This is a genomic window from uncultured Aquimarina sp. (genome assembly GCF_947492405.1).
In the GTDB taxonomy this organism is placed as follows: Bacteria; Bacteroidota; Bacteroidia; order Flavobacteriales; family Flavobacteriaceae; genus Aquimarina.
On record NZ_CANLMP010000006.1, the window covers coordinates 25,453 to 52,291 of the forward strand.

The following is a 26,839-nucleotide window of genomic DNA, read 5'->3' on the forward strand; positions in this document are numbered from 1 at the left end:
GAATCTTGCTGATTTTGAATAAAAAGTAAATGAGATCCCTTTATCATTTACTTTTTTGTTTTAAAAATTAGTTTTGCAATACTATTCTTACCTGCCGCCACTGCCACACTATCATTTATAAATCGAAGCGTATAAAAGCTCTCTTTACTAATATCTTCCCATAAATTTCCTGAATCATTAGAAATTGAAATTCCAGTAAAACCTACCGCTATCATTTCTTTACCACCTCCATTGGGTATATATCGAATACAACTTTTATATCCTGCTCCCACTCCATCTGCTATTAAATTCCAGGTTTTACCACCATCGGTAGTAATAGCCTTATTTCTTTTATTATTCTTAGGTTTTGTATAATCCCCTCCAAAAATAATCCCATTATTTTTATCGTAAAAATCTATCGAGTATGCTCCAGTTGTTTCAGTTCCTTGTACTATTGGGGTATCAGAAACTTGCCAACTAATCCCTTTATCTGATGAATAAAAAACTCTGGATTTCATTCCGCCCGAAACGATCCAGGTATGATTATCTACAATTGCTATATTTCCATTACTAGCTGCAAAAGCGGATTCTCCCTCATTTGTTTTTGATAAATCTTCACAAGAAAGCTTATCCCAGGTCTCACCACCATCTCTGGTAATAATAATAGATAAGCATCCATCAGTCGGATCTCCCATAGCAATTCCCTCTTTATCATTCCAAAACGCCATAGCATCATAAAATACTTTTTCATGATCTTCTTTATATACCAACTTTATTTTCTTTGTTCCTTTATTAATTTTATATAATAAAGCTGGCGATGCAATACTCAATATAAAAAAATCAGTTTTTGTATCTGCAATAGCTCTAAAGTGTATTTTCTTTCCTTCAAAATCTAACGTATCGATTTTTTTATTCTTAATTGTAAGTGTATCATCCATTTCAAAAGTTCCATACATACCATTACTGCCAGCAAACATCAATAGATTATCTTTTAATCCAATGGCTCTGATACTCGTTGAATCACTAAAGATAGTCTCGACAGTTACTTCAGAAAAATCATGTCTGACTAATTTCTTTTGTTCTGATCCACAATTGAAAAGAAGTGTAACAACCAATAACAATAGTAAAAATCTCATATTCAATATTTTTAAATCAAATATAACACTATTCTAAAGCAAAGGATTACCTTTGCAAACCCTAAAAAAATAAAGGATGCGTTTACATAGAAATCTTGTCTTTGCGGTAATTGATGGACTTAGTGAAATTTTTAATGAAGGAGCTTATGCCGATAAAGTAGTTCAAAAACTGTTAAAACGTGATAAGCGATGGGGATCCCGTGATCGAAGTTTTGTTGCAGAAACCGTATATGACATTGTACGATGGAAACGTCTTTATGCTGAAATTGCTGATGTTTCTGAACCTTTTTCTAGAGAAAATCTTTGGAGAATATTTGCTGTTTGGGCAACACTAAGGGGCATCACATTACCCGATTGGAAACAAATTGTCCCTACACCTACCAGACGTATCAAAGGTCGTTTTGATGAACTTAGTAATACGAGAAAATTCAGAGAATCTATTCCGGATTGGTTGGATGAACTTGGAGAAAAAGAACTAGGAGCTAAATGGGACAAAGAAATTGCTGCCTTAAATCAACAAGCTCCAGTAGTACTAAGAACTAATTCCCTAAAAATATCTAGAGACAAACTTAGAGGAATTCTTGAAGATGAAAATATAGACACAGAATTTATAAAGGGATATCCATCTGCCCTTAAACTTACAGAAAGAGCTAATGTATTTTCTACTGAAGCCTTTAAAAAAGGACTATTCGAAGTACAGGATGGTTCATCACAATTAGTAGCTGACTTCTTAGAAGTAAAACCAGGTCAGCGAGTAGTAGATACTTGTGCAGGAGCTGGTGGAAAAACATTGCATTTGGCCGCTCTAATGGAAAATAAAGGTCAAATAATTGCCATGGATATCTATAGTAATAAATTAAAGGAACTTAAGAGAAGAGCTCGACGTGCAGGAGCCCATAACATAGAACCAAGAACCATAGAAAGTACTAAAGATATTAAGAAATTACATGGTAAAGCAGACCGTGTTTTAATTGATGCTCCCTGTAGTGGATTAGGAGTTTTAAGTAGAAATCCTGATGCTAAATGGAAATTACAACCAGAGTTTTTGGATAAAATAAGACAAACGCAATCGCAGATATTAGAAAGCTATTCTAAAATGGTAAAACCTGGTGGAAAATTAGTCTATGCCACTTGTTCTATTTTACCTTCGGAAAACCAAGAACAGGTTAAAACATTCCTAACTAAAGAAATAGGAAAAGAATTTATCTTTGTAAAAGATAAAAAAGTGCTTTCTTCAGAATCCGGATTTGATGGATTTTATATGGCATTGCTAGAAAGAAAATAACTCAACTCACATAACAAATAATGAAAACAAAATTACTTTTAATCGCTCTTTGTACATTTTGTATTGGATTTAGCCAAGTTCCGTCGGATTACTATGACAGTGCTAATGGACTTACTGGTTTTACTCTTAAAACAGAATTAAAAAATATCATATCAACTGGTCATATAGATCAAGGTTATAGTGCTTTATACACTGCATATCAAACTACCGATAATGATAGTTATTACGAAATGGACGACACCGTTCTTGATATGTATACAGAACAACCTAATGGGACTGATGTTATTGCTTATGATCATGATACAAATGGAGGAAGCTCTCCAGGAGATGCTTGCGGTAATGTTGGTAATACAGAAGGTGTTTGTTACAATAGAGAACATTTATTCCCTCAAGGTTTTTTTAATCAATTATCGCCAATGAGAACTGATGTACATCACGTAGTTCCTACTGATGGTTATGTTAATGGACAGCGAAGTAGTTTCCCTTTTGGAGTTACAGAAACTCCAACAAACACATATTCGAATGGTTCTAAAAGAGGTCCAAGTGCAACTTCTGGATTTTCAGGAACCGTATTTGAACCAATTGATGAATTCAAAGGTGATATCGCAAGAATGTTATTGTATTTTGCTACAAGATATGAAGACGAAGCTCTTAATGCCCCTGCTGACGGAAGTGGAACTTGGGATCCTCATACTTCCACAAACAATCCCATGGATGGATCGGTAGATCAGTTTTACGAAACTTGGTATATTGAGTTATTAGTGAGTTGGCATCTTTCTGATGCTGTTTCACAACGAGAAATCGATAGAAATAATGCTGCTTACAATTTTCAAGGAAATGCAAATCCTTTTATTAGCCATCCAGAGTATGTACAAATGATATGGAATGTTACTATTGATACTGAAGCACCGACGGTGCCAACCAATTTAGTAGTATCAAATGAAACTTCTAACAGTATAGATCTTTCCTGGACAGCTTCTACTGATAATACAGCGGTAACTGAATATGATGTATATGTAAATTCAGTTTTCAATAAATCTGTTGCTACTACCAGTACTATGGTTAACGGTTTAAGTGCTGAAACCACGTACTCTTTTACCGTATTAGCGAAAGACGCCGCTGGAAATGAATCTGCACAAAGTAATTCTGTAAATGGAACTACTCTACCTGGCGGTACTGGTGGCGGTGATTGTGCTTCAGAAACATTTACCAATATAGGCGCTTCATCCAGTCAATATCTTGACCGTATGTGGACAGGTGATGATGGAGGAACTTGGACTGCTACTGATGCCAGAACAGATCAAACTCTTACAGATGCCGCAATTACCATTAGAAATGGCGAATTAACTGCTCCTTCAATATCCGGAGGTATTGGTTCTTTAACTGTAACTACCATTAGAGCTTTTGGTGGTGGTAGTGGAACATTTACCGTACGAGTTAATGGAACTGATGTAGGAACAATTCCATATGGAGACACAGAAGAAACTACAACTATTAATGATATTAATATTACAGGAAATGTGGTAATTTCTTTTACAGATAAGGCGACTACAAGTGATAGAGTAATCATCGATGATCTATCTTGGACATGTTATGATCCTACTTTAGGAGTAGATGATTTGGATCTGGATAACTTAATAACAGTGTATCCAAATCCTTCACTAGATGGTGCTATCACCATTAATATGCCTAATAGTAACAATAGTGAATTAAATATTTATGATATTACTGGGAAGCAAATTGTTTCTAAAAAGAATATCACAGAAACAATTCAACTATCAAGTCTCCCTCAAGGAATGCTACTAGTAGAGATTATCTCATCTCAGAGGAGTATTACCAAAAAGGTAATTATACGATAAAATGAAAAGCGGCAATTTAGCCGCTTTTTTTATTTATGTTCATTGTTTAGAATTTAGTGAATAACTCTATTATTCCTATTAAGTTTTATACAATACTTTGTAAAGAAAAACAGTAAATTTGCAGCTTATTAAAAACAACACAAAGTCTGGAAGCATGATCCACTTCTTCGGAAACCAAAATGAGAACGTATTTGCGGTACAAACCACTAATGAAATCTCGACAGAAAATATCAAAAAATTAGTATGGTTATTTGGCAACCAACCTAAAATATCCTCGGCGTCCATTGACGCTTTTTTTGTTGGTCCACGCGCCGCAATGATTACACCCTGGAGTACTAATGCTGTGGAAATTACCCAAAACATGGGGATTGAAGGAATCATTCGAATTGAAGAATTTCAATCCGTACTAGAGAACTTTACTGACTTTGATCCAATGCTTTCTCAAAAATATAGTAGTCTAAATCAAGACATATACACTATAGATATTGAACCAGAAGCAATTCTTGAAATAGACAATATAGAGGCTTATAATAAAGCTGAAGGTTTAGCACTAAGTCCAGAAGAAGTAGCGTATCTGGAAGGAGTAGCGAAAAAAATAGGAAGAAAATTAACAGATTCTGAAGTATTCGGGTTTTCTCAGGTAAACTCCGAACACTGTAGACACAAAATATTCAATGGTACCTTTATTATTGATGGAGAAGAGCAACCTACTTCTCTTTTTAAATTAATAAAGAAAACATCGGAAACACATCCTAACGATATTGTTTCTGCATATAAAGACAACGTAGCTTTTGTAAAAGGTCCAAAGGTTACCCAGTTTGCTCCAAAAAGTGCTGATAAACCAGATTTCTATCAAGAAACACCTTTTGAAAGTGTTATTTCGCTAAAAGCAGAAACACATAATTTTCCAACCACCGTAGAACCGTTTAACGGTGCTGCTACAGGTTCTGGTGGAGAAATCAGAGATCGCCTTGCTGGAGGAAAAGGATCTTTGCCACTAGCAGGAACCGCTGTCTACATGACTTCCTATTCACGATTAGAAGAAAATCGTCCTTGGGAAAAAGCTGTAGAAGAAAGAAAATGGTTATACCAAACTCCAGTAGATATTTTGATCAAGGCTTCTAATGGAGCTTCAGATTTTGGAAACAAATTCGGACAACCACTAATTACTGGATCAGTACTAACTTTTGAACACGAAGAAGATGCCCGTAAATTAGGTTTTGACAAAGTGATTATGCAGGCTGGTGGAATAGGATACGGAAAAGCCGAACAAGCACTTAAAGACAAACCTGAAACCGGAGATAAGATTGTCATTCTTGGTGGTGAAAATTATCGAATCGGTATGGGTGGAGCTGCAGTTTCTTCTGCAGACACTGGAGAATTTAGTAGCGGTATCGAATTGAATGCCATTCAGCGTTCTAATCCTGAAATGCAAAAAAGAGCTGCAAACGCTATTCGTGGTATGGTAGAAAGCGATGTAAATACTATCGTTTCTATTCACGATCATGGAGCTGGAGGACATCTTAATTGTCTTTCTGAACTGGTAGAAGAAACTGGAGGGAAAATCGACTTAGATAAACTTCCTGTTGGAGACCCTACACTATCGGCCAAAGAAATTATTGGTAATGAGTCTCAAGAAAGAATGGGGTTGGTTATCGGACAGAAAGATATTGACACTTTAGAACGAATTGCAGAGCGTGAGCGTTCTCCGATGTATCAAGTGGGAGATGTAACGGGTGATGACCGTTTTACTTTTGAGTCGAAAACCAAAGGAGACAAACCTATGGATTTAGCTTTAGAAGATATGTTCGGTAGTTCTCCTAAAACGATTATGAATGATAAGACCATTGATCGTAACTATGAGGATATTTCGTGCCAAAAAGAACATCTTCACACTTATCTCGAACAGGTATTGCAACTAGAAGCTGTTGCTTGTAAAGATTGGCTTACTAACAAGGTAGATCGATGCGTTGGTGGAAAAGTTGCTAAACAGCAATGTACAGGGCCTCTGCAATTACCTCTTAACAACTGTGGTGTGATGGCTTTAGATTACACCTCTAAAGAAGGTATTGCGACTTCAATTGGTCACTCTCCTATTTCAGGTCTTATTAATCCCGAAGCTGGAAGTAAGAATTCTATTGCCGAAGCTTTAACTAATATCGTCTGGGCACCACTAAAAGATGGATTACAATCTATTTCTTTATCGGCAAACTGGATGTGGCCCTGCAAAAATGAAGGTGAAGATGCTCGTTTATATAAAGCAGTAAAAGCAATCTCTGATTTTGCTATCGATTTAGGAATCAATGTACCTACTGGTAAAGATTCTCTTTCGATGAAGCAGAAATACCCAAATGAAGAAGTCATTTCTCCGGGAACCGTTATTATATCAGCTGCTGCTAATTGTAATGACATTACCAAAGTAATAGAACCGGTACTTCAAAAAGATAGCGGGAACATCTATTATATTAACTTATCTCAGGATAATTACAAACTAGGAGGATCTTCTTTTTCTCAGGTAATCAATAAAATTGGTTCTGAAACTCCAAGTATTAACAATGCTGAAAATTTTAAGAATACCTTTAATGTTATTCAACAATTAATAAGAGATAACAAAATTGCAGCTGGTCATGATGTGGCTTCTGGTGGTTTAATTACTACTTTGTTAGAATTATGTTTTGCGGATGTTAACTTAGGTGCAACATTAGATCTTTCGGAAATAGGAGAAAAAGATATAATCAAGTTACTTTTTGCAGAAAACGCAGGTATCGTATTCCAAAGTACGAATGATTCAGATATAGAAGCTATACTTTCTCAGAATAACATTCAGTTTTTCAATATTGGTAAAGTAACTCATAAAGCTTCTTTAGAAATCAAAAATATTGATGAGTCATATAATTTTGATATTACGACATTAAGAAAAACCTGGTTTAAAACATCCTATCTTTTAGATCAAAAACAAACCGCTAATAATCTTGCAAATGATAGATTTGATAATTTTGCAAATCAACCATTACAATATACATTTCCGAAGCAATTTACAGGAAAACTTCCTCTAATTGATAATACTAAGCCAAGACCAAAAGCCGCTATCATAAGAGAAAAAGGAAGTAATTCTGAACGCGAAATGGCCAATGCTATGTATCTAGCTGGTTTTGATGTAAAGGATGTACATATGACTGACCTTATTTCTGGTCGTGAAACATTAGAAGACATTCAATTTATTGGAGCTGTAGGTGGATTCTCAAATAGTGATGTGCTAGGTTCTGCAAAAGGTTGGGCAGGTGCTTTCCTTTATAATGAAAAAGCAAATGCCGCTTTAAAAAACTTCTTTAAAAGAAAAGATACATTATCTGTTGGGATCTGTAATGGATGTCAGTTATTTATGGAGTTAGAAGTAATTAATCCAGAACATAGTGAACACGGAAAAATGCATCATAATGATTCCCATAAACATGAAAGTGGATTTACTTCTGTTAAAATTCAGGAAAACAATTCAGTAATGTTATCCTCTTTAGCAGGAAGCACATTAGGAGTATGGATCTCACATGGTGAAGGAAAATTTAACCTTCCTCTATCCGAAGATCAATATAACATTGTTGCTAAATATGGATATGAAGGATATCCAGCCAATCCAAATGGATCAGATTACAATACTGCTATGATGTGTGATACAACAGGGCGTCATTTAGTGATGATGCCTCATATCGAACGCTCTACCTTCCAGTGGAATTGGGCTAATTACCAAAAAGATAGACAAGATGAAGTATCCCCATGGATTGAAGCTTTTGTGAATGCTAGATTATGGATTGAGGATACGAAGTAATTCTGGATTTTATTTAAAACTTATTTAGGGTTTATTACTATCAAACTGTTATATACTAATAACTGCAGTACTGATCTATGCTTCATTATCAAATGATGATTAAAATCAGTATTTTTTACAGTAGTATCAATAACTTTTTTAAACCTAAATACGTAACCCTTGAAAAAAATACTCATAACTCTATTTTTATTGGTTTCGGCTTTTGTTATTTCTCAAACAAAACCAACATTTAGCAAAGCTAAAATCACATATAATACTCCAGAAAATTTCCAATTACTTATGGATGCAGGAGTTCCCGTAGATCATGGTCAGCATAAACGAGGAATTTTTATTATTTCGGTTTTCTCTTCATCAGAAATTGAAACCGCACGAAATCTTGGATTACAAGTTGATATTATAATAGAAGACGCAGAAGCAGATTTTATTAAAAGAAATGAAATTGCCAAAACACAAAAAGCCATACGAAACCTAACCTGTCCTTCTGGGAATGGAACAACAATGAACTACCCTACTCCATCTAATTTCTCATTGGGATCTATGGGCGGATATCTTACCTATCAGGAGATGTTAGATAATCTCGATGCTATGCGCACCAAATACCCTAATCTAATTTCAGCAAGAGCAGATATCGGTACATTTGTTACGAATGGTACTCCAGATAATTCTGTAACTCCGTCAATTGGCGGCAATACAATACAATGGGTTCGCATCTCTGACAATCCAGATGTCGATGAAAATGAATCAGAAATATTATATGATGCTATCCATCACGCCAGGGAACCTGCTAGTTTGTCTCAACTTATTTACTATATGTGGTATCTATTGGAGAATTATAATTCTGATCCAGATATAAAACAGATTGTGGATAATACGGAACTTTATTTTATACCCGTACTTAACCCTGATGGATATCTTTATAATCAAGTCACAAATCCAAACGGTGGTGGGCTTTGGAGAAAAAACAGGTTTAATACTCATGGCGTTGATAACAATCGTAATTATGATCATTATCCTAATGGAAATTCTGCTAACGCAACTTGGGGAGGTCCTGGATCTTCGAATAATACTAATGCTCAGACATATCATGGTACAAGCGCATTTTCTGAAGTAGAAAATCAAGCTATGAAATGGTTTACGGAGCAACATAATTTTGTTATCGCCTTAAACAATCACACTTTTGGTGAGTTGCTGTACTTTCCGTACTCTTATACTGATAACACACCTACGCCAGATGAAAATACGTATATAGCAATAGGTGCAGAACTTACATCCCAGAATGGTTATAATCCTTTAAGAGATGCTCCTTTTGCGGGAGATAGTGATGATTTTATGTACGGTGGAACTACACAACCGCACAATAAAATATTTTCTTTCACTCCCGAAGTTGGAACTTCATTCTGGCCAGCTTCTAATCAAATAGACGGAATCTGTAAAGAAATGATGTATCTAAATCTTACAGCCGCTAAAATGACCAATAATTATGCTCAAATAGAAAGTACCGGAAATATATTTATCGGAGAAAACACTTCTTTTAATGCTAATTACACACTTAAAAGACTTGGTGTAACAGGTAACGGAAATTTTACCGTAAATATCATACCAGTGTCTGGAAATATTACGAGTGTCGGCAGTTCCAAAAGCTATACCAACACACAAATTGGCACGGATATATCTGATAACATTCAAATAAACATCAATAATTCAGTTCAGGTTGGAGATGATATTTCTTATACAATTCAGATAGATGGTGGTGCAATCACTGAATCTACTACGGTAACTAAAAAATATGGTACTCTTCAGAGTATCGTTGATAATGATGCCAACAATTTAAATGATTATACACAATCAGGCTGGTCTACAACAACCGCTACATTTGTATCTTCTAATGCATCAATAACCGAGTCCCCTACAGGTAACTACGGCCCTAACCAAAACAAAGTAATTGAACTAACTCAAAGTATTAACCTTAGCGATGCGGCTTATGCAAATGTTCAATTTTATGCAAAATGGGATATAGAAAATAATTGGGACTATGCACAATTCGAAGTTTCTATTGACAATGGAACATCCTGGATTCCGCAATGTGGAAAGTTGACAAACTCCGGAAGCACAAATGCCGGACAGCCAACCGGTGAACCTTTATATGATGGAACTCAAACAGATTGGGTATTAGAAGAAATTAGCCTTAGTGACTATCTTGGAGAAACTATTAAAGTTCGTTTTCAATTTGTTTCTGATGGAAACACCGAAGGTGACGGTTTCTTTTTTGATGATTTAAAAGTAAATTCTATTAGCCAAACCGTTTTGGATGTTCAAGATAATGTTTTCTCAGAATTTAAAATTTTTCCTAATCCAGCAAAAGATATTTTGAAAATTTCTCCATCTTCTTCAATCAATTTTAATCTTAATTTAAGAAATGTAATCGGCCAAGAGGTTTATGCAAAATATGAAGTTTCTGGAAATCAAGAATTTGATATATCAAAACTAAATTCCGGATTGTATTTCCTTAGCATTGAAATAAATGGTAATATCAAAACTTTCAAAGTTTTAAAACGATAATTATTCAATTAAAACCCATAAAACTTAAGGAGTTATCAAAAGATAGCTCCTTTTTTTATATATTAGGGTTGTGTATTGTGATATTTTTTATAATTTGCGAAACTATGCACGCATAGTAGTTTTTAAAATTCTTTAGCGCATAAAAATTAGGAGAATTTTGATTATATTAAACCAATTTGTTGTACAACTTTTTTATAATAGTTAAGTGTTACGTTTTTTAAAACATAATTCTTAAATTTAAGAGGTCTTTACAAACAGAGAAAAAACATATCTGAAACAACGTATGAATACAATTACTAGATTATTTGATTTCCCACATTATCAACTAGAGAAATACAATTTAGACAAAGCTTTAATAACAAAATATGATGGAAAGTGGGTTGCTACTTCTACTAAAGAATATGTAGAAAAAGCAAATCAAATCAGCCGAGGTTTACTGCGATTAGGTGTTAAACCAAATGATAAAGTTGCCATAATTTCTTCTAATAATAGGACAGAATGGAATATTGTTGATATCGGTGTGTTGCAAATTGCCGCTCAGGATGTACCTATTTATCCCACTATCTCTCAAGAAGATTACGAATATGTTTTAAACCATTCTGAATCTGTATATTGTTTTGTATCTGATGATGAAGTTTTACAAAAAGTAAATAATATAAAAGGCAATGTACCTTCTCTTAAGGGAGTATATTCTTTCAATGACCTAAAAGATTGTGATAGCTGGAATAAAGTATTGGAGCTTGGAAGCGATGATAGTAATCAGGAAGAAGTAGAAAAGCTAATGGCTTCTGTAAAAGAAGATGATCTTGCTACATTAATATATACATCCGGAACTACAGGTAGACCAAAAGGAGTTATGTTAAGTCATAAAAACATAGTAACTAACGCCTTACACAGTTCCACAAGATTTGCAGAATTCGAAGGAGAAGTCAAAGCATTGAGTTTTTTACCTGTTTGTCATATCTATGAAAGGATGTTAATGTATTTATACCAATATAGAGGTATAGGTATTTATTTTGCTGAATCTCTAGAAACAATAAGCGATAATCTAAAAGAGATACAGCCAGATATGATGACTGCTGTTCCTAGATTGCTAGAAAAAGTATATGACAAAATCATTGCCAAGGGAGCTGACTTAACAGGTGTTAAAAAGAAATTGTTTTTCTGGGCTGTAGAGTTAGGGTTAAAATACGAACCTTATGGTGCTAATGGCTGGTGGTATGAGAAGAAATTAGGTATTGCGAAAAAATTAATTTTCAGCAAATGGCAGGAAGCATTAGGAGGAAATTTAAAAGTAATCGCATCAGGAAGTGCCGCTTTACAATCAAGACTTGCGCGCGTTTTTAATGCTGCTGGTATAAATGTAATGGAAGGCTATGGATTAACAGAGACATCCCCTGTAATTTCTGTAAATGATATTAGAGATAAAGGTTTTAAGATCGGAACCGTAGGAAAAATGCTTCCAGAAACTGAAGTTAAAATTGCTGAAGATGGCGAGATTCTAATAAAGGGACCGCAAGTAATGATCGGCTACTATAAGGATGAAGAAAAAAGTAACGAAGTTCTGAAAAATGGATATTTCCACACTGGAGATATCGGAGAAATAGACAGCGAAGGTTTCTTAAGGATTACTGATCGTAAAAAAGAAATGTTCAAGACTTCAGGAGGTAAATATGTTGCTCCTCAAGTAATAGAAAATGCGATGAAACAATCCCGTTTTATTGAACAAATAATGGTTATTGGAGATGGAGAAAAAATGCCTGCAGCTTTTATTCAATTAAATTTTGAATTTGTAAAAGATTGGGCAAGTAGAAAAGGGATTTCTATCGGTAATTCCAATGAGGAAATCGTAAGTAACCAAACTGTAATTGACCGTGTGCAGGAAGAAGTTGATGAGCACAATGAAAAATTTGGAAAATGGGAGCGTATCAAAAGATTCGAACTTACATCAGACGAATGGAGCATTGAAGCAGAACACCTCACTCCTACTATGAAACTAAAAAGACGAGTGATCAAGGCAAAATACCAAGATCTATATAGTAAAATTTATGGCTAATTCAATTCACTGATTACAAATGTATAGTGTAAAACTTTAACTTTAAATCAGTAAACTCCTCATTTTATGGGGAGTTTTTTTATTAATTCAATAGAAAAATGTAAATTACTTACTCTTTTCACAATTTTTTATACAATTTATTATGCGTGCATAGTAAATTTTTCTTACCTTTACAGCATAACAAATTTTCTGAATGAGAGAAAAAACGATTGATTATGCACTTCGTGCTACATGGATGGCAGTTGCTAAGATGTATAACGAAGAAGCAGGTAAAAAAGGTAGTACAATGGCAACAGGTTTTGCACTAATAAGTATCGATCCAGAAAATGGAACGCCATCTACCTCATTAGGCCCTAAAATGGGAATGGAAGCCACTAGTTTATCACGAACTTTAAAAACCATGGAAGAAAAAGGATTGATCTTTAGAAAAAAGAATCCTCAGGACGGACGTGGTGTTCTAATATATCTAACCCCTTTCGGAGTAGAAATGAGAAATTTCTCAAAAGATGTAGTTTTTACATTTGATCATGCAGTAAGAAAGCATGTGCCAAAAGAAAAACTTGATACTTTCCTAGAAGTATTTCAATTGATAAATGATCTTATTGCTACCAAGAAAATATACACAAAAAAAGAATCTATAACATCTTAACAACCAGAAGTTAAAAAATGAAAAGAGTCATTAAAAAAGTTGCAGTCGTTGGTTCAGGAATAATGGGCTCCGGTATTGCATGTCATTTCGCTAATATCGGCGTCGAAGTACTATTATTAGACATAGTGCCTAGAGAATTAAACGACAAAGAAAAGGCGAAAGGCCTTACACTAGAAAGTAAAGTGGTTCGTAACAGGTTAGTAAATGATTCACTAACAGCCGCTCTTAAATCCAAACCTTCTCCAATTTATCATCAAAAATTTGCAAATCGTATCACTACTGGAAATCTGGAAGATGATATTGCAAAAGTAGCTGATGTAGATTGGATTATCGAAGTAGTTGTAGAAAGACTAGATATTAAAAAAATAGTTTTTGAAAATCTAGAAAAACACAGAACACCTGGAACATTAATTACTTCAAATACTTCAGGTATTCCTATAAAATTCATGAACGAAGGAAGAAGCGAAGATTTCCAGAAACATTTCTGTGGAACTCACTTCTTTAACCCAGCTCGATACCTAAAATTATTTGAAATCATACCTGGACCAAATACTTCTACCGAAGTACTTGAATTCCTTAACGGGTATGGAGAACAATTCTTAGGAAAAACATCCGTAGTTGCTAAAGATACTCCTGCATTTATTGGAAACAGGATAGGTATCTTTAGTATCATGAGCTTATTCCATATGGTAAAAGATATGGGATTAACTATTGAAGAAGTTGATAAATTATCAGGCCCAGTTATTGGACGTCCAAAATCCGCTACTTTTCGTACCGTTGATGTGGTAGGATTAGATACTTTAGTACACGTTGCTAATGGTATTGCTGATAATTGCCCTGATGATGAACGTCACGAATTATTCAAACTACCTGCCTTCATCAACACAATGATGGAGAATAAATGGTTAGGAAGTAAGACTAAGCAAGGATTTTACAAAAAACACGTATCTCCAGAAGGAAAGAAAGATATCCTTTCATTGGATTTAGATACTTTGGAATATAGAGAAAAGAAAAGAGCTTCTTTTGCAACTCTTGAAATGACAAAGACTATCGATAAGGTAGTAGATCGTTTTAAAGTACTGGTTGCAGGAAAAGATAAAGCTGGAGAATTTTATCGTAAAAGTTTCGCTGCATTATTTGCATATGTATCAAATCGCATTCCTGAAATCACAGATGATCTTTATAAGATTGATGATGCTATGAAAGCTGGATTTGGATGGGAACATGGGCCATTCCAAATATGGGATGCAATCGGTGTAGAAAAAGGAATCGAAATAATGAAAGCAGAAGGATATGAACCAGCTACTTGGGTACATGATATGATCGCTTCAGGAAATACTTCCTTTTACACTGTAAAAAATGGAGCTACTAATTATTACGACATTCCAAAAAAGGAACAAGTAAAAGTTCCTGGACAAGACGCGTTTATCATTCTTGATAATATCCGTAAATCGTCAGAAGTTTTCAAAAACAGTGGTGTTGTAGTAGAAGATCTTGGTGATGGAATCCTTAATGTAGAATTCCAAAGCAAGATGAATACTATAGGTGGTGATGTCCTTGCAGGATTAAATACAGCCATTGATATGGCTGAGAAAAATTTCCAAGGATTAGTTGTAGGTAATCAAGCCGCTAACTTCTCTGTTGGAGCTAATATCGGAATGATCTTTATGATGGCTGTAGAGCAGGAATATGATGAGCTAAATATGGCTATAAAGTATTTCCAAGATTCTATGATGCGTATGCGTTATTCTTCGATACCAACAATTGTCGCGCCACACGGTATGGCATTAGGTGGTGGATGTGAAATTTCTTTACATGCTGATAAAGTAGTTGCTGCTGCAGAAACTTATATGGGATTAGTAGAATTCGGTGTTGGTGTAATCCCTGGTGGAGGTGGTTCTAAAGAGATGGCATTAAGAGCTTCTGATCTTTTCAAAAAAGATGATGTAGAGCTTAATGTACTTCAGGAACATTTCTTAACTATTGGTATGGCTAAAGTATCTACTTCTGCTTACGAAGCATTTGATACAAATTTACTTCAAAAAGGAAAAGATATAGTTGTTGTTAATAAAGATCGCCAAATTGCTACTGCGAAAGCATATGCAAAATTAATGGCAGAACAAGGATATACACAACCGGTTAGAAGAAAAGATGTAAAAGTACTTGGTAAACAAGCACTAGGTATGTTCTTAGTTGGAACAGATTCAATGGAAGCAAGTAAATATATCTCTGAACATGATCACAAAATAGCTAATAAGCTAGGATATGTTATGGCTGGAGGAGATTTATCAGAACCAACTCTTGTAACGGAGCAATACTTATTGGATCTAGAGCGCGAAGCTTTCTTGTCTTTATGTACAGAACGCAAAACGCTAGAGCGTATAGAACATATGCTTAAGAAAGGTAAACCTTTAAGAAACTAGTATTGAGTAATTAGATTACAGGATTGTTGGATTGTTAGACTATTACATCCAATCAATCTAAAAATCGAATAATCTAAAAATCTAAAAAAAAATGAAAACCGCATATATAGTAAAAGCATATAGAACAGCCGTAGGAAAAGCGCCTCGCGGAGTGTTCAGATTTAAAAGAACTGATGAATTAGCTGCTGAAACCATTCAGCATATGATGAAAGAATTACCACAACTAGACAAAAGTCGTATTGATGATGTTATTGTTGGTAATGCAATGCCAGAAGGATCCCAGGGTCTAAATATGGCACGTCTAATATCACTTATGGGATTAGAGTCTATTGATGTACCTGGTGTTACGGTAAATAGATTTTGTTCTTCTGGAATTGAAACTATAGGTATGGCTACTGCAAAAATACAAGCTGGAATGGCAGATTGTATTATTGCTGGTGGTGCAGAAAGCATGAGTTCTGTTCCTATGACTGGATACAAAACAGAATTAAATTATGATTTAGCCAAGTCTGGTCACGAAGATTACTATTGGGGAATGGGTAACACTGCAGAAGCAGTAGCTCATCAATTCAATGTATCACGTGAAGATCAAGATGAGTTCGCATATAACTCTCATATGAAAGCGTTAAAAGCGCAAGCTGAAAATCGTTTTCAAGACCAAATCGTTCCTATCAATGTAGAACAAATTTATGTTGATGAAAACGGAAAAAAAGCCAGTAAATCATATACAGTAACTAAAGATGAAGGGCCTCGTAAAGGAACTAGCAAAGAAGTTTTAGGGAAACTTAGACCCGTTTTTGAAGCAGGTGGAAGTGTAACTGCTGGTAACTCTTCTCAGATGAGTGATGGTGCAGCTTTTGTAATGGTTATGAGTGAAGATATGGTGAAAGAATTAAATCTAGAACCAATAGCAAGACTTGTAAACTATGCGGCAGCTGGTGTAGAACCTAGAATTATGGGAATCGGTCCCGTAAAGGCTATTCCTAAAGCATTAAAACAAGCTGGTTTAAAACAAGATGATATCGATCTAATTGAGCTTAATGAAGCTTTCGCTTCACAATCATTAGCTGTAATGCGCGAACTGAACATCAATCAAGATATAGTGAACGTAAATGGAGGAGCTATTGCTTTAGGACATCCTCTTGGTTGTACTGGAGCTAAACTTTCTGTTCAGTTATTTGATGAGATGCGTAAACGTGATATGAAAGGTAAATACGGAATGGTAACCATGTGCGTTGGAACAGGACAAGGTGCCGCTGGTATTTTTGAATTTCTTAATTAGATTAAAAAGCAAAGAAATAAGAATAAAGATTTTTTTGATTTTGAGGAAAAGACATAATTATAAAAATTTGAAGATATGGCAATTGGGGTTAGAGATTGCTAATGATATATCCGATATTTTAATAAGTTTTCCGAAACACGAAAGATATGACTTAAGCTCTCAAATGAGTCGATGTTCTGTTTCTATGCCGAGTAATATTGCTGAAGGATCAGGAAGAACGGATAAATCATTTAATAATTTTATTGATTATTCATTAAGTTCTTCTTTTGAGTTAGGAACGCAACTTCTTGTTGCTTACCATAGAAAATATATTAATGATAATAGTTTAAAAAAATTAGAGGATAAAATTGAAGAATGGCAAAGAATGACAATGGGTTTCCAAAATGGACTCCATATATAAAAGTCTCTTTTCTTTCATCTTTTTTTCTCTTTTCAATAACCGAATAAAATAATAAAATGAGTACAGAAACTTTAAACAAAGACATTCTTAGAGGAGGACAATTCCTTGTTAAAGAAACGAAAGCTGAAGATGTATTTACTCCAGAAGATTTTTCTGAGGAGCAAAAGATGATGCGTGATAGTACCAAAGAATTTGTAGATAGAGAACTTTGGGCGCACTGGGAGAGATTCGAATCAAAAGATTATGCTTATACAGCAGAGTGCATGAAAAAGGCCGGAGAACTTGGTCTTCTTGGTGTTGCTGTACCAGAAGCATATGACGGTCTTGGAATGGGATTTGTTTCTACAATGTTAGTATGTGATTATATATCAGGTGCTACAGGATCATTTAGTACTGCTTTTGGAGCCCATACAGGTATTGGTACTATGCCTATATCATTATATGGTAATGAAGAACAAAAGAAAAAATATGTTTCTAAATTAGCCACTGGAGAGTGGATGGGAGCATACTGTTTAACAGAACCAGGAGCTGGATCTGATGCTAACTCTGGTAAAACTAAAGCTGTATTATCTGATGATGGTAAGCACTATTTGATTTCTGGTCAAAAAATGTGGATCTCTAATGCAGGATTCTGTAATGTAATGATTGTTTTTGCTCGTATTGAGGATGATAAAAATATTACTGGATTTATTGTAGAATATGATCCTAACAATGCTAATGGTATCTCATTAGGTGATGAAGAAAAGAAATTAGGTATCCACTCCTCTTCTACTCGTCAGGTTTTCTTTAGCGACACTAAAGTACCTGTAGAGAATATGTTATCAGAAAGAGGTAATGGATTCAAAATAGCGATGAATGCACTAAATGTTGGACGCATCAAATTGGCTGCGGCTTGTTTAGATGCACAACGTAGAGTTATTGGAGAAGCTACTAAATATGCTAATGAGCGTATTCAGTTTAAAACTCCTATTATGAATTTTGGAGCTATCAAGTCTAAGATTGCAGAGATGGCTACAAACACTTATGCAGATGAATCTGCAAGTTACCGTGCTGCAAAAAATATCGAAGATAGAATTGCTATTCGTCAAGCAGAAGGAAACAGTCACCAAGAAGCAGAACTTAAAGGAGTAGAAGAATATGCTATAGAATGTTCTATTCTAAAAGTTGCGGTTTCTGAAGATGTACAAAATACTACTGATGAAGGTATTCAGATATTTGGAGGAATGGGATTCTCTGCAGATACTCCGATGGAATCTGCTTGGAGAGATGCTCGTATTTCTCGTATCTATGAAGGTACTAATGAGATCAACCGTATGTTAGCTGTAGGTATGCTAGTGAAGAAAGCGATGAAAGGTCATGTAGATCTTTTAAACCCTGCTATGAAGGTTGCTGATGAATTAACAGGAATTCCTTCTTTTGATACTCCTGATTACTCTGCCTTATTTGCAGAAGAAAAAGAGATCATTGCAAAAATGAAGAAAGTATTCTTAATGGTGGCAGGAGCTGCTATGCAGAAATTTGGTCCACAATTAGAAGAGCACCAGCAATTATTAATGGCTGCTTCAGATATTCTAATTGAAATCTATATGGCTGAGTCTACAATTCTACGTACAGAGAAAAATGCTAAGCGTTTTGGAGAAGATTCTCAAGAGATCCAGATTGCAATGTCTCAGTTATACTTATATAATGCAGTAGATATCGTTATTAAAAAAGGAAAAGAAGGAATCGTTTCTTTTGCTGAAGGAGATGAGCAACGTATGATGTTAATGGGATTAAAGCGTTTTACTAAATATGCGAACCAACCTAATGTGGTAGCTTTAAGAACAAAGATTGCTGATAAAGTAGCCGCGGAAAATGGATACTGCTTCTCGTAAGTAATAGTTATATGCCCTCTCTATGGCAATAAACTAGAGAGTTGTTTAATTTTGATTTAAGAAAACCGTCTTTCTGTTGGGGAAAGGCGGTTTTTTATTTATATATTATCTCGTCCTCAAATGCATCACACTATAAAATCAATTATCAATATTGTATATCTATATTAATTGAACTGTATTTCAATCACATACGAATTCTAGTTAAATACTTACTAATTCTAGACAACAACTCTACTCTATCCGTAAATTATGTACAATTGTACGATATTAAAATTGGTTAACCAATTTTAATATCTGAACCGCAATACAAGCAATGAACTTAGTCCCTCAAAAAACTATTCGCTTGAGAAATACCTCATACAAAACTCTTAAACCACACAAACTCAACCATGAAAAGCTACAATCAAAATGTATTCGTTCAGTTCGGAAGTCAGCTGTTCGATATATCAAAGCCCTTAGTCCTATTCATCTTATTATTAATAGCTTCGCAAACAGCCACATTTTCTCAAGTTAGTTTTGAAGGCTCATGGGGAGTGACATTCCCTATTTTTGGAGGAGAAAGACTGGATGGAGAAATCAACCTGAATCAAAAGGATTATATGGGTGGTGCTCAGGAAATAGTAGATGAGCTTCCTACAGCAGGCCACGTAATTACCAATCTATCGTACTTTGCACACTCCCATTATTTCAACACAAGAGCAAATACCAATATTGATGTAGCCAATGAAATACATCCTGCAATGATTCCCAGCGTGGAAAATGATGGAGTTGCTGTAGAAGCAATTCAGTTGTTAAGAAATTCAGGTAAGAAAATAATTCTTTACATTTCTACAAACTATTTGGATAGAGCTACTGGTGACCTCAAGGAAGGTTGGGTGAACTATTATACCACAAAATTCGGCGGAAATGAATATTTGGCTTATCGCCATCTCATACAAGGCTTTGTAGAAGCTGCTGCAGATTATGCGGATGGATACTGGTTAGATACAACATCTGCCCTAAGAGGTGATGGAAATTTTGGTGATTTTGTAGCGATGATACGCGAAGCAGACCCTACGGCTTTAATTGCTTCTGGAGGAGCAAGTAGATTAACACATAATGGAGAAGATGTTTATGTAGATTCTGATGGTGTTAATGACACAAACCCTGCCGATTATTATGTGAAACTGCACGATTCCAATGATCCTTTACCTGATTTTACGGATGGGCATATTGTACCTTTGGGACAAGGAGCTCCGCCAAACTCATGGTCCTATGAAGAGTTCATGATACCCAATATGATGGTAGAACCGTTCTACACTGCTAGTAATGGAAAACAAGTTCAAAAACACGGTTGGTTTCCTATTAGGGAAAGATGGCACTCTCCACAAGTACCTATAGTTTTTAATACCGAAGAAGCCTATAGGTTTGTTAGAAGGATTACGGATTATGGAGGAATGATCACTTTTGCTAACACCAACCAAACACCAAATCTTGGAGACGGTCGAGCGGGTCATATGATGTCTGATGAGATGACCATTATGAAGGAAGTTAATCGCAGATTAATTATGGACCCAAAACCGGATTATGTTCCTTATACAAGACCACAAGGTGCTAGTTTAGTTGAAGAAACTCAATATATTGAATTTCCTGATATTCCAACAAAAGAGGTCGGTGATCCTGATTTTATTGCGGCTACTGCAACTTCTGGATTAACGGTGTCTTTTACAAGTTCTAATACGAATGTAGCTAAGATAGTTAATGGTAAAGTACATATTGTAGGTCCTGGTAAAACAACCATTACAGCAATTCAACAAGGCGCTGGAGCGTTTACATCTGCTGTACCCGCAGAGCGACCACTAGTGGTTACTCGAGGTGGTGTTGAAAAACAAGACCAGGTAATTACTTTTCCACCATTTCCAATTATTCGAGTAGGTGATCCTGATTTTGATCCAGGAGTAACTGCAAGTTCAGGCTTAACAATAACTTACACTAGTGGAAATACTAATGTAGCAACTATAGTAAATGGTAAAATTCGTATTGTTGGAGAGGGTAGATCATATATTACCGCCTCGCAAGCTGGTAATGCAACTTATAATGCCGCACCAGATAGATCACGTGTGTTAACGGTCAATGCTTCAACCATAGGGTCCAGTACTTTAGTACATATTACTAAGCGTAATGCCAAAGGTTATGCTGTAGATGGAAATTGGGGAGGAGATAATGGTCAAAATATATATTTGTATAGTCAAAATCCTAGTAACGAAAACCAACAATGGATTGAGATTAATCGTGGAAATGGTTATTATTCTTACCAAAAAAAGGGGACTAACTTTTGTATGGATGGAGGCAATGGTGGAGTGACTCGTCAGAATGTATATTTATGGACTTGTAATGAAAATAACCAAAACCAGCATTGGCAAAAAGTGGATGTTGGTGGTGGAGCTTTTAAGTTAATAAAACGTAATGCACCTGGATTTGCCCTAAATGGAGGTTCTGGTGGATCAAATACCCAAAATATAGCACTTTGGAACTCCTCTAGTGATAGTCAAAACTTACATTGGATTATTACTCCAATAGAAGGTGATAAAGATCCTGATGTTATAGATACTAACGAAGTCTTTATTTATCCAAATCCTGTGACAGATCAGGTCAATCTTAGTTTGGATACTACTGAAACATCTACTTATACCATCAGTGATGTCAATGGCAAGACCATACTTAAAGGTGTAATCAACGAAGGTTCTGTTTCCTTAGATATCAATGGATTGGCGAAAGGATTATACCTCTTAAAAGTATCCAATAGATCAAAAGTACTTACTCGCAAAATCATTAAACAGTAAAAAACACATCATACAAACTCTAAAACCAAGCAAACTCAACCATGAAAAACGACAATCAAAATTTATTCGCTCTTTTTAAAAGCAAACTTACTTCAAAGGTAAAACAATGTTGCCTTCTATTTATTTTATTCATTTTTTCTAATACGATAATAGCTCAACAACCAGAAACGGATTGGCTCGCGGGATCCTGGGGAATAACCTATCCCGTTTTTGGAGGTTCCAGATTAAATAAAGAAATATCTAATGGTTACGATTATCATAGTGGATCCCAAGAAATAGTTGATGAACTACCTACCGTCGGCCATATAATAACCAATTTATCATATTTTGCGAATTCCCATTATTTCACCTTAAGTGCTAACACCAATATCGATGTCGCCAACGAAATACATCCAAGTATCGTTCCTAGTGCTGCCAATGATGAAATTATTTTTGATGTCTTGCAAACCTTTAAAAATGCGGATAAAAAAATAATCTTATATATCTCATGTAGCTTCTTTGACAGAGCATCTGCTGATGTTCAAGCCGCTTGGAAAGCATACTACACCAGTCATTATGATGGTACCGAATATACTTCCTACAAATATCTTATACAGGGTTTTATAGAAAATGTAAAAGACTATGCCGATGGATATTGGTTAGATACTTTTGGAGGTATGGGAACTAATGGTAAGGATTTTGTTGAAATGATAAAAACTACTGATCCAGGATCAGTTTGTGGTGTTAATGCCAGCAAAAAATATTATTCGTTAAACGGTAGTACTATCAAAGTAGATTCTGATGGTATCAACGATGATAATGATACCAATTACAAAGTGGTTGTTCATGAACCACTAACACGTACTCAAGATTTTACTCATGGACATGTTACACCTATTGCTCAAAAAGCACCAGTAAACTCCTGGGGATATGATGAATTCACCTTAACAAATATGGTTGATGATCCCTATGCGACGTTTAATGGAGAATCTAAATTAAAACACGCATGGTTCCCAACGAGGGCTAGATGGCACTTACCACAAGAAGATTTGGTATTTGAAACAGAACAAGCATATCGATTTGTAAGAAGACTTACTGATGTCGGTGCTGCAGTAACCTGGGCTACAACTACAACTCCAAACGGAGGTGGAAATGAGGGACATATGATGGCCGATGAAATGGCAATAATGAAGGAGATTAATAATCGATTATTATCAACACCAAAGCCGGATTATGTGCCTTACACAAGACCAGAAGGAGCTTTTTTAGTAGGTGAAGTAGCTCCGAACTACCATCAATTTATTGATTTCCCGAAGATCCCTAACAAACAAGTTAATGATCCAGACTTTATGCCTTTTGCATTCGCCAGTTCTGGAGCTCCAGTAACACTTACAAGTTCTAACACTAATGTGGCTACTATTGTAAATAATAAAATTCGTATAAAAGGAGCTGGTACTACCAATATAACTGCATCTCAAAATGGTAACGCTACATTCGCAGCAGCAGCAACTGCAGTAAGGCAATTAACCGTTACTAGCGGTGACTCTGGAAATTCAAACCTTGCTCTAAGCGGAATCGCAACGCAATCATCCAATCATCCTAATGGTGGTGGAGAAGCATTTCTAGCCATTGATAAAAATACTAATGGCAAATGGTCCGGCGGCTCTGTAACTCGTACATCCCCAGAAATAGATCCTTGGTGGCAGGTTGATTTAAAATCTGAATACAGTATCAGTACTATTAACGTTTTTGGTCGTACCGATGCTTGTTGTGACACAAGATTATCTAATTTTGATGTAATCGTTATTGATGCTAATAATAACACAACGTATTCTAAAACATTTACCACTGCTCCTAGTCCATCTATAGCAATCGATATTGGTAGAGTAACTGGTCAAATTATAAAAATACAACAGCATTCCAACCCTACATCTATTGTATTAAATTTAGCGGAAGTAGAAGTATACGGAAGTGAAAGATCCGTATGCACAACAATTCAAGCTGAAGACTATGATACGATGTCTGGAGTGGTGATAGAATCCTCTTCTGATACTGGTGGCGGACAACAAGTTGGTTATATACAAGATGGTGATTGGATCAGTTTCAACAATATTGACCTTACATGTGCTACTGCTATTGATGCACGAGTTTCAAGCCAAAATTCTGGTGGAGATATTGAAGTAAGATTGGATGGAGTTTCTGGTACTTTAGTTGCTACTATTCCAGTAGTTTCTACAGGCTCATGGACTAATTATGAAACTATAAGTAAAGCCATTAGCTCAGTAAGTGGAACTCACGATGTATATTTTGTATTTACGGGAGGCAGCGGATATTTACTAAATTTAAACTGGATTGAATTCAATGAATCAACAACCATAACAATACCAGAAAACCAAACCATTGGTCCATGGAACATTACTGAGTTACGAGAAGTCCCTGATTGGAGAACTACTACAGTCGATGCTGTAGACGGGATGACAGGAATACTGTACGAATCAATCGAGTATCTGGGGAAAAAAGTAGAAGTATTTGCCTATTATAGCGCACCCAGTGGTACCCCACCAGCAGGAGGATGGCCAGCTGCTATATTTGCACATGGCGGAGGCGGCACAGCCTTTCCTCAGGCTGTAAAATATTGGAATGATCATGGATACGCCGCCATTAGCATGGATTTAGAAGGACAATACCCTAATAATGAAAAAACACCTAACCCAGGTCCAAAACGTGTAGGAGTTTGGGATGATTATAAATTGCCCATTAAGGAGCAATGGTATTATCACGCAGTTGCTCAAATTCTAAAAGCACATTCTCTAATAGCTTCTTTCCCTGAAGTTAATGCTAATAAAATTGGAGTTTTAGGTGCAAGCTGGGGAGGAACATTAACTAGTACCGTAATGGGAGTTGATAGTCGACTGGCTTGGGCAATACCTATTTATGGCGCTGGATTCCTTTCTGAATCAGATGGTCATCAGGGTGATGCTTTAGCCGCCGGTGCTGAAACAGAATTTGTAAATACATATTATGACGGAAGTGTATATTTTGATAATGTCACGTTTCCTACCTTATGGCTTAACGGAGTTAATGATTATCATTTTTCCCTTTCATGCCAACAACTATCTTCTCAAGCGGTCCAAGGATCTACAAGTTTATTATATCTAACCGGTTTTCCGCATGGTCACTTAACTTGGAGAAGACGTGACGAAGTATATATGTTTGCCAACTCTGTTGTTCATGGAGATGTGGCACTGCCTCAATTAGGAAAACCATATATTAGTTCAAACATAGGTTCTGTTATTGCTAGTTCTGAGGCTGAGTTAAGTAGTGCTCAATTGTTCTACACCAATGATGATGATACTATAGATTTGAATGACAAGGAATGGATAACAACCAATGCAAGTGTTTCTGGCAATACTATTTCAGCAAGTATACCTGCAAATGCTGAAATCATTTTTTTTAAGATAACTGACTCTCGTGGCCTCGCGGTGACCTCAGAGTACCTTTCAACTTCTGAAACTCCTCCTCCATCTACAGGAGAAAACATTGCTTTAAATGGCGTAGCTTCTCAATCTACCACATCATATAATGGATATGCATCATTAGCTATTGATGGAAATACAGATGGCGAATATAGTAAAGGCTCTGTAACCCATACTAAGTCTGGTCAAACAGGAGAATGGTGGCAAGTAAAACTTAATACCGCAACTAACCTTGGTAAGATTAAAATATTTAACAGAACTGATAATTGCTGTTCTAACAGATTATCTAATTTCACTGTGAAAGTGGGTGATGGTAATGGTAGTTGGTTTTTTAGTAAAACATATACAACAACACCAAATCCATCTATCACTGTTGATGCTGGAGGAGTTTTTGGGAAAATTGTTAGAATAATAACAAATACAACAGAGGCTTTATCCTTAGCGGAAGTTGAGGTATATGAAGACATAGAATGTGCTGGTTTTTCTACTATTCAAGCTCAAAATTATAATAGCATGTCAGGAATATTTACTGAAACTACTACAGATTCCTCTGGAAATAAGCATCTTGGTTTTATAAATAATGGCGATTGGTCTAAATATGACTCCGTTGACTTTACCTGTGCTACTTCTATTGAAGCTAGAGTATCCAGTAAAACTTCTGGAGGAAATATTGAAGTAAGACTTGGAAGTATTTCAGGACAATTGATTGGAACCATTAATGTACCAAGTACCAAATCATGGAGCTCTTGGACAACAGTAAGTACGAACATTGATGCGGTGAATGATAGTAATGACGTGTATTTAGTTTATAAGGGAGGCAATGGTTATTTATTTAATGTAAACTGGATTCGATTTTCTGACACCCAAGTCAGAACAGCTGGTGTAACAACTAGTGATCAGAATCAATTATTTATTTATCCAAATCCTGTGGCGGATCAGGTCAATATTAGTTTAAACACTACCGAAACATCTAGGTATACCATCAGTGATATGAATGGCAAGACCATCCTTAAAGGTGTGATCAATAAAGGGTCCGCTTCTTTCGATATCAATGGATTGGCGAAAGGATTATACCTCTTAAAAGTATCCAATAGATCAAAAGTACTCACTGGTAAAATCATTAAACAGTAAAAACTATTATTATGCGTGATTCCATAAATAACACTTTTGTGTAATACTATTTAGAACGAGACATTTCATATAAAAAACACGGATATACGCACATAATTTTAATGAA

Annotated in this window: 13 protein-coding genes; 12 read left to right on the top strand and 1 reads right to left on the bottom strand. The window is 35.6% G+C overall.

Features of this window, described 5'->3' with window-relative positions; genetic code table 11:
• Nucleotides 1-47: 47 nt before the first annotated feature.
• Nucleotides 48-1,115, bottom strand: a complete 1,068-nt coding sequence (locus Q0829_RS19685) for an oxidoreductase (RefSeq protein WP_298546252.1) — start codon at nt 1,113-1,115, stop codon at nt 48-50.
• 76 nt (nt 1,116-1,191) lie between these two features.
• Between Q0829_RS19685 and Q0829_RS19690 the strand changes: the two genes are divergently transcribed.
• The 12 genes from Q0829_RS19690 to Q0829_RS19745 all read left to right on the top strand — a co-directional run bounded on the left by Q0829_RS19690 (nt 1,192) and on the right by Q0829_RS19745 (nt 26,733).
• Nucleotides 1,192-2,400: an RsmB/NOP family class I SAM-dependent RNA methyltransferase gene (locus tag Q0829_RS19690; protein WP_298546254.1), complete on the top strand. Its 1,209-nt coding sequence runs from the start codon at nt 1,192-1,194 to the stop codon at nt 2,398-2,400.
• Between the two features lie 20 nt (nt 2,401-2,420).
• Nucleotides 2,421-4,259, top strand: a complete 1,839-nt coding sequence (locus Q0829_RS19695; RefSeq protein ID WP_298546256.1) for an endonuclease — start codon at nt 2,421-2,423, stop codon at nt 4,257-4,259.
• A 154-nt stretch (nt 4,260-4,413) separates the two neighbouring features.
• Entirely contained in the window at nt 4,414-8,082 is a 3,669-nt protein-coding gene (purL, locus tag Q0829_RS19700) for a phosphoribosylformylglycinamidine synthase (protein WP_298546257.1), read from the top strand.
• Nucleotides 8,083-8,241: 159 nt separating this feature from the next.
• Nucleotides 8,242-10,641: a M14 family zinc carboxypeptidase gene (locus Q0829_RS19705; RefSeq protein WP_298546259.1), complete on the top strand. Its 2,400-nt coding sequence runs from the start codon at nt 8,242-8,244 to the stop codon at nt 10,639-10,641.
• A 283-nt stretch (nt 10,642-10,924) separates the two neighbouring features.
• Entirely contained in the window at nt 10,925-12,697 is a 1,773-nt protein-coding gene (locus Q0829_RS19710) for a long-chain fatty acid--CoA ligase (protein WP_298546260.1), read from the top strand.
• Nucleotides 12,698-12,890: 193 nt separating this feature from the next.
• On the top strand, nt 12,891-13,346 hold the full coding sequence (locus Q0829_RS19715; protein WP_118457218.1) for a MarR family transcriptional regulator: 456 nt from the start codon (nt 12,891-12,893) through the stop codon (nt 13,344-13,346).
• Nucleotides 13,347-13,363: 17 nt separating this feature from the next.
• Nucleotides 13,364-15,769, top strand: a complete 2,406-nt coding sequence (locus tag Q0829_RS19720) for a 3-hydroxyacyl-CoA dehydrogenase/enoyl-CoA hydratase family protein (protein WP_298546261.1) — start codon at nt 13,364-13,366, stop codon at nt 15,767-15,769.
• Between the two features lie 91 nt (nt 15,770-15,860).
• Nucleotides 15,861-17,051 (top strand): acetyl-CoA C-acyltransferase, encoded by a 1,191-nt coding sequence (locus Q0829_RS19725; RefSeq protein ID WP_298546262.1) that lies wholly within the window; start codon nt 15,861-15,863, stop codon nt 17,049-17,051.
• A 67-nt stretch (nt 17,052-17,118) separates the two neighbouring features.
• Complete coding sequence (locus Q0829_RS19730; RefSeq protein WP_298546263.1) at nt 17,119-17,451, top strand: four helix bundle protein; 333 nt, start codon at nt 17,119-17,121, stop codon at nt 17,449-17,451.
• A gap of 56 nt (nt 17,452-17,507) precedes the next feature.
• Nucleotides 17,508-19,325 carry an acyl-CoA dehydrogenase family protein gene (locus Q0829_RS19735; protein ID WP_298546264.1) on the top strand — a complete coding sequence of 606 codons (1,818 nt, stop codon included), beginning with the start codon at nt 17,508-17,510 and terminating at the stop codon, nt 19,323-19,325.
• 389 nt (nt 19,326-19,714) lie between these two features.
• Nucleotides 19,715-22,147 (top strand): T9SS type A sorting domain-containing protein, encoded by a 2,433-nt coding sequence (locus tag Q0829_RS19740; RefSeq protein ID WP_298546265.1) that lies wholly within the window; start codon nt 19,715-19,717, stop codon nt 22,145-22,147.
• Between the two features lie 41 nt (nt 22,148-22,188).
• Complete coding sequence (locus Q0829_RS19745; protein ID WP_298546266.1) at nt 22,189-26,733, top strand: carbohydrate-binding protein; 4,545 nt, start codon at nt 22,189-22,191, stop codon at nt 26,731-26,733.
• Nucleotides 26,734-26,839: the final 106 nt, after the last annotated feature.